Origin of the sequence: Marinimicrobium sp. UBA4209, from assembly GCF_002381585.1 — a bacterium.
Classification (GTDB): Bacteria; Pseudomonadota; Gammaproteobacteria; order Pseudomonadales; family Cellvibrionaceae; genus Marinimicrobium; species Marinimicrobium koreense.
Genome location: NZ_DFTP01000046.1, coordinates 11,531 through 17,007 on the forward strand (window position 1 = coordinate 11,531; position 5,477 = coordinate 17,007).

General features: G+C 56.7%; 5 protein-coding genes. 1 reads left to right on the forward strand and 4 read right to left on the reverse strand.

The features are described from left to right. The 4 genes from B3187_RS06380 to B3187_RS06395 all read right to left on the reverse strand — a co-directional run. On the reverse strand, nucleotides 1–1,390 hold a 1,390-nt coding region (locus tag B3187_RS06380), incomplete at its 3' end, for a discoidin domain-containing protein (RefSeq protein ID WP_286805210.1). Between the two features lie 736 nt (nucleotides 1,391–2,126). Next, a complete protein-coding gene (locus tag B3187_RS06385; protein ID WP_286805212.1) occupies nucleotides 2,127–2,888 on the reverse strand; it encodes an ABC transporter permease in 762 nt (253 codons plus the stop codon). After that, a complete protein-coding gene (locus B3187_RS06390; protein WP_286805213.1) occupies nucleotides 2,885–3,811 on the reverse strand; it encodes an ABC transporter ATP-binding protein in 927 nt (308 codons plus the stop codon). Before B3187_RS06390 ends, B3187_RS06385 begins: the two co-directional genes overlap by 4 nt. A gap of 59 nt (nucleotides 3,812–3,870) precedes the next feature. Further along, nucleotides 3,871–4,392, reverse strand: coding sequence for a GyrI-like domain-containing protein (locus tag B3187_RS06395; RefSeq protein ID WP_286805215.1), 522 nt, complete (start codon nucleotides 4,390–4,392; stop codon nucleotides 3,871–3,873). Between the two features lie 252 nt (nucleotides 4,393–4,644). Here B3187_RS06395 and B3187_RS06400 point away from each other — a divergent pair. Beyond that, a partial coding sequence (locus B3187_RS06400; RefSeq protein ID WP_286805217.1) for a helix-turn-helix transcriptional regulator occupies nucleotides 4,645–5,477 on the forward strand: 833 nt, incomplete at its 3' end.

Consider the following 5,477-nt stretch of genomic DNA (forward strand, 5'->3'; position numbering starts at 1 on the left):
CGGTCTCGGAGCCAGTACCGTCATCAGTGGAGCCATCGGTGCCATCGGACGGTGAGTCGGCGCTGTCGGTCGGATAACCGAACACCTGCATTTCCCACAGTGAGTGACCCCAGGATGTCGCCCGGGCCAGGCCCATCATGCGTACATAGCGACCGTGACCGTCGACGACGAGCTCATCGGTACCGCCATTGCCATCGACAATGTGCTCGACCGTTGTCCAACTTTGGCCATCGTAGGACGTCTGAATCTGGTATTCACTGGAATACGCTGTTTCCCAGTCAAGGTTAACCCCGGTGACCTGATGCGCCTCGCCCAGATCAACCTGCAGCCAGGCGGTATCGCCGTAAACACTGGCCCAACGTGTACTGCCGCTACCGTCAAAGGCATTCTCCGGCGCGTAGGCATCCCGTTCGGTGGACGAGGCAGTTGCCGGGCGTCCCTCGGATACCAGTTGCGGTTCAGGCGCCACGTAGGGTTCTGCTCCATACACTTCGAGCTCCCACAGAGAGATGCCCCAACGGGTAGCGCGCTGCACGCTCTGAATACGGACGTAGCGACCAGTTGCGCTCAGCTCAACAACGTCCTCGCCACCATCGCTGTTCGTGACCGATTGGACCGTCTGCCAGTCGTTAGCGTCCGTCGACACTTGAATATCGTAGGCTTCGGCGTGCGCCACTTCCCAGCGAAGAACCAGGGAGGAGAGATCATAGGTCGCACCAAGATCCACGGCGATCCACTGATCTTCGCCGTACTCACTGGCCCAACGCGAATTCATGTCGCCGTCGACCGCCTCTTCGGGCAACCGGCTGCTGTTCTCGGAGGAAGAAGCGAACATCGTCTGGTTTAACGCCAGATTCGCGCCGTCCCCTGAGGTGGTTTCGGAATCGGTTGTGGATTCAGGTTCAGTTTCGGGCTCGGGCTCGGGCTCGGGCTCAACACCGTAAACTTCCAGCTCCCACAGGGATACACCCCACTTGGTGGCACGCTTGACGCTTTCGACACGAACATAGCGCGCGGACCGGGTCATGGCGAAACTGTCGACACCGCCGTTGCTGCTGGTTACGGCGCTGACGGTTTCCCAATTGCTGCCGTCCAGCGAAACCTCAAGATTGTACTGCTCGGGATAGGCCGTTTCCCATTGAAGTATCACGGAAGAAATGTCGTAAACACTCTCCAGGTCAACAATGATCCAGTTGCCATCGGAAAAATCGCTGCTCCAGCGAGTACCGACATTGCCATCGACGGCAAACTCGGCGTCACGATTTCTGTTCTGGGAGGAGGAGGCGGACACCGGCTTGTCCAGGGCCAAATTTGACGGCGCGGCAGCCACCGCGCCATAGGCGGGGGCCAGCAGTGCGGCGGCCAATACCGCAGAAGCAATGTATTTCATTGAATACCTCGAAAGTGTTGATTGCTACCGCTCACTTTCGAGGTGCGTTGCGTCAGGTGCGGCCGGACATACTCCCGCCGTCACCTTCCGCACTCCGGAAGGAAGCGATAACCCAGTTACTGATGCAACCCATGGAGCTATTCATAAATGGAATCCATCCGACCGTTAAATAGCTTTGAAAGAGAACGAGTGGCCCGGGAGCCATTCGCGTTGGTGGCAAGAATAGGGATCATTTTTCGTCTGTCAATCGACGGAAGGAGTTCACAATTTCAGAAATCTTTGCGGGGCGATATGCATTGATAGCGAGTGATCAACCACAGCGTAAAATAGGTTGAGCTGCTAACCAATTAGCATCGCTCATGTGATGAAAGTCCGCACCCGGAAGGACACAGGCCCAGATCGTCGTTTTAATAAACAGGGGTATAACCGGGAGTTTGGATGTTGCTTACGGACAGGGGAACCGCGTCGCACTTTTACCGGTAAACCATCGGGCGGCGGCGCCTCAAAAATGTGAACTGTTATATAAAGACACTCTTGACATTTCTTTTCCTGCTAAGAAAACAAGGAATCAGGTCGCCATTTCAAGACCATTTTGCGATAAAAACATCCGTTCTATAATTAAAAAATTGAATAAAACGGAAAAAATCTTCGGCTTTCCTGCTTGAAACCCCGATTTTTGTGGTTTGGCGCGACAACCTCCGAGATGGGCACCGTCGAACGATCGCCGCCACCCTCATCATGGCTTGATTTTATAGCCGGTTTTGAAGAGCCACGCGATGACCCCGAGACAGAGCAGCATAAACACCAGAATCATGGTGAGACTCAGCCCGACTCCCACATCGGACACGCCATAAAAACTCCAGCGAAAACCGCTGACCAGGTACACGACCGGATTGAACAGGGTAATGGTCTGCCAAAGAGGAGGCAGCATATTGATGGAATAGAAACTGCCCCCCAGGAACGCCAATGGCGTGATCACCATCATGGGTACGATCTGCAACTGCTCAAAACTCTCCGCCACCACGCCAATGATAAAACCCAGCAGGCTGAAGCTCAGCGATGTCAGAATCAGAAACGCCAACATCCAGAAGGGATGCTCGATGGAGTAGTCCACAAACACCCTCGCGGTCAGCAGGATGATCAGCCCCAGGATGATGGACTTGGTGGCCGCCGCGCCCACATAACCAATGACAATCTCAAGAGCGGAAACCGGGGCGGACAGTATCTCGTAGATGGTGCCGGTGAACTTCGGCATATAAATACCGAACGATGCGTTGGAGGTGCTTTCGTTCAACACCGTCAGCATGATCAGCCCCGGAATGATGTAGGCACCGTAGCTGACGCCGTCGATCTCTACCATGCGCGAGCCGATCGCAGCCCCGAATACCACAAAGTAAAGCGAGGTGGACAACACCGGCGAGGCAATACTCTGCATGAGGGTGCGCCAGGCCCGCGCCAGTTCAAACAGATAGATCGCCCGAATCGCATACCCGTTCATGCGCGCTCCTCCACGAGGCTGACAAAAATATCTTCCAGTGAGCTCTGGGACGTGTGCAGGTCCCGATAATCAATATTGAGTTCGGCCAGTTGCCGTAACAGCCGGGCAACCGCCACCGGATCACCCTGCGCATCGTAGGTATACGTCAGTTGATAACCATCATCGGACAAGGTGGTCTGTTCCGCGGGCAGAGCGGTCGGCACCTGATCCAGGGGTTCACTGAGCTGAAGGGTCAGCTGTTTCTGTCCGAGCTTCTGCATCAACGCGGCTTTTTCATCCACCAGGATGATCTCGCCGCGCTGAATGACCCCCACCCGATCGGCCATATCTTCGGCCTCTTCAATATAGTGGGTGGTGAGAATGATCGTTACGCCGCTGTCGCGCAGTTGACGGATCATCCGCCACATATCCCGGCGCAACTCGACGTCCACACCGGCGGTGGGCTCATCGAGAAACAGAATGCGCGGCTCATAGGCCAGGGCCTTGGCGATCAGAACCCGACGCTTCATGCCACCGGAGAGCGCCATGATCCGGCTGTCTTTTTTATCCCACAGCGACAGATCTTTCAGCAGCTGCTCCAGGAACGCATCATTGGGTGGCTTGCCAAACAGGCCCCGGCTGAATCTGACCGTGCTCCATACGGTTTCAAAAATATTCACGGCCAATTCTTGCGGCACCAGGCCTATTTTCTGACGGGCCGCCCGATACTCTTTCACAGTGTCGTGGCCATCGGCCAACACTCGACCGCTGGTCGGATTGACGATGCCACAGATGATGCTGATCAGCGTGGTTTTACCGGCGCCATTGGGCCCGAGTAACGCGAATATTTCGCCGGGGTTGATGTCCAGGCTGACATCCGTCAGCGCCTGAAAGCCCGATCCGTATACCTTGCTCAGGCCCTGAACTGAGATTATCGGTTGCACAAGTACTCCTGATGGTTTCCCTGGAAAGTCGCCAGTGTACGGGGTAACGCCGGCCAGAACTACGCCCCGACCACCTCTTCCTGCAGGGGCACCCAGATCTGGATACCGCCCCACCCAGTGCGAAAATCAAACTCGGCGCCATAGCGTTCCAGGAGCAGGGGGCCATTGCGACGCTGGGGGCTTAAATTGAGCCCCGGCAGGCTATGGGCAAAAATGGTGTGCAGGGCCGGGCGCAACTCCGACACATGATCCCGGTGCAGAAACACCGCATAGCGCTGCGCCGGCACCGTCAGGCGATCCCAGTCATCATTGATTCTCTGGAAACCGGGCACTTCCACCGCGGTCATATAGTCGAAACCATCCGGCGAGTCGGCGGCGGGTAATAACACGCCATAACTGTGTTTATCGGTCTGATCCGGAATCCAGCCCCGGTAGGGCGAAAACTTCTCCCAGAACCCCGGAATCGCGGTCGATGGTAATCCCTGGATTTTTCGCCTCAGCCCCACCAGCCGAAATCCTGACAGCGACTCCACTCCCAGAAGTCCGGGAACGGCCGTAGCGGGCGCTTTGAATGAATGCATACCTGTCATGAATCTGTCCCCATCATTGTCACCGGAATAAACCTTTTCCTGTCTGACGCGCTAACCCGCTGCACCGGATTCGGCTTCGGGAAGAACGGACAGAGCGTCAGCGTGCTCGCAATCTCCTCACCGATACGGTCGACTGCACACCCCCAATATCGACAGACCATGGAATTTACCGGACAAATACGACATTATTTGACGTACATCGCCCCGACAATGGCAACGAACCAACACCGAGGGGTCAGCCCCATGGCGAATACCGCGACACGCCTGTTCAATCTGATTGCTTATCTGCAGCGCCACCCCAACAGTTCGGCCTCACAGCTGGCCGAAGCACTGGATGTTTCGGCGCGCACCGTGCAGCGCTATATCGTTATGCTCGAGGATATGGGTATTCCGGTGTACGCCGAGCGCGGTGCCCAGGGTGGCTATTCCCTGGTGCGCGGCTACCGCATGCCACCACTGATGCTCTCGCCGGAAGAAGCCGTGGCGGTACACCTGGGGACCGGACTGATCGAGTACGTGTGGGGCAAGCTGTTCCGGGGGGCGGCATTGAGCGCCATGACCAAAATCGAAAACGTCCTGCCGGAAGAACAACTGCAAGAAATCGCCTGGGCTCGTGGCAACCTCATCACCCAGGGCATTCCGCGGATCAACCCCAATCTCGATATGGAACAACTGGAGACTCTCTACCAGGCCGTTCGGCAGGGTTTTCAGGTGCGGGTTCTGTATCAGGGCAAACAACAGCCCGCCCCTCAATGGCGAACCATCGAGCCCTATGTCCTGGTCTACAGTTGGGGCCAACAGTATTGCATCGCCTATTGCCGGTTGCGCCAGGCCATGAGGTCCTTTCGGGTCGACCGGATTCAAGCGATGGAGCGGCTCACCGAGACGTTCAACAAGCCACCCGAATTTGACCCGGCTCAGTACCTGGACGAGCACTTTGAAGGCCAGTCGTCCTACGAAGTGCGGCTGTTTTTCTCCGCTGACACCGCCAGCGTGGCGCAGGATTACCGCTGCTGCTGGGAAAGCTTCGAAGAGCGCCCCGATGGATCGGTGGTGGCGGGCTTCCGCGCCAGCGA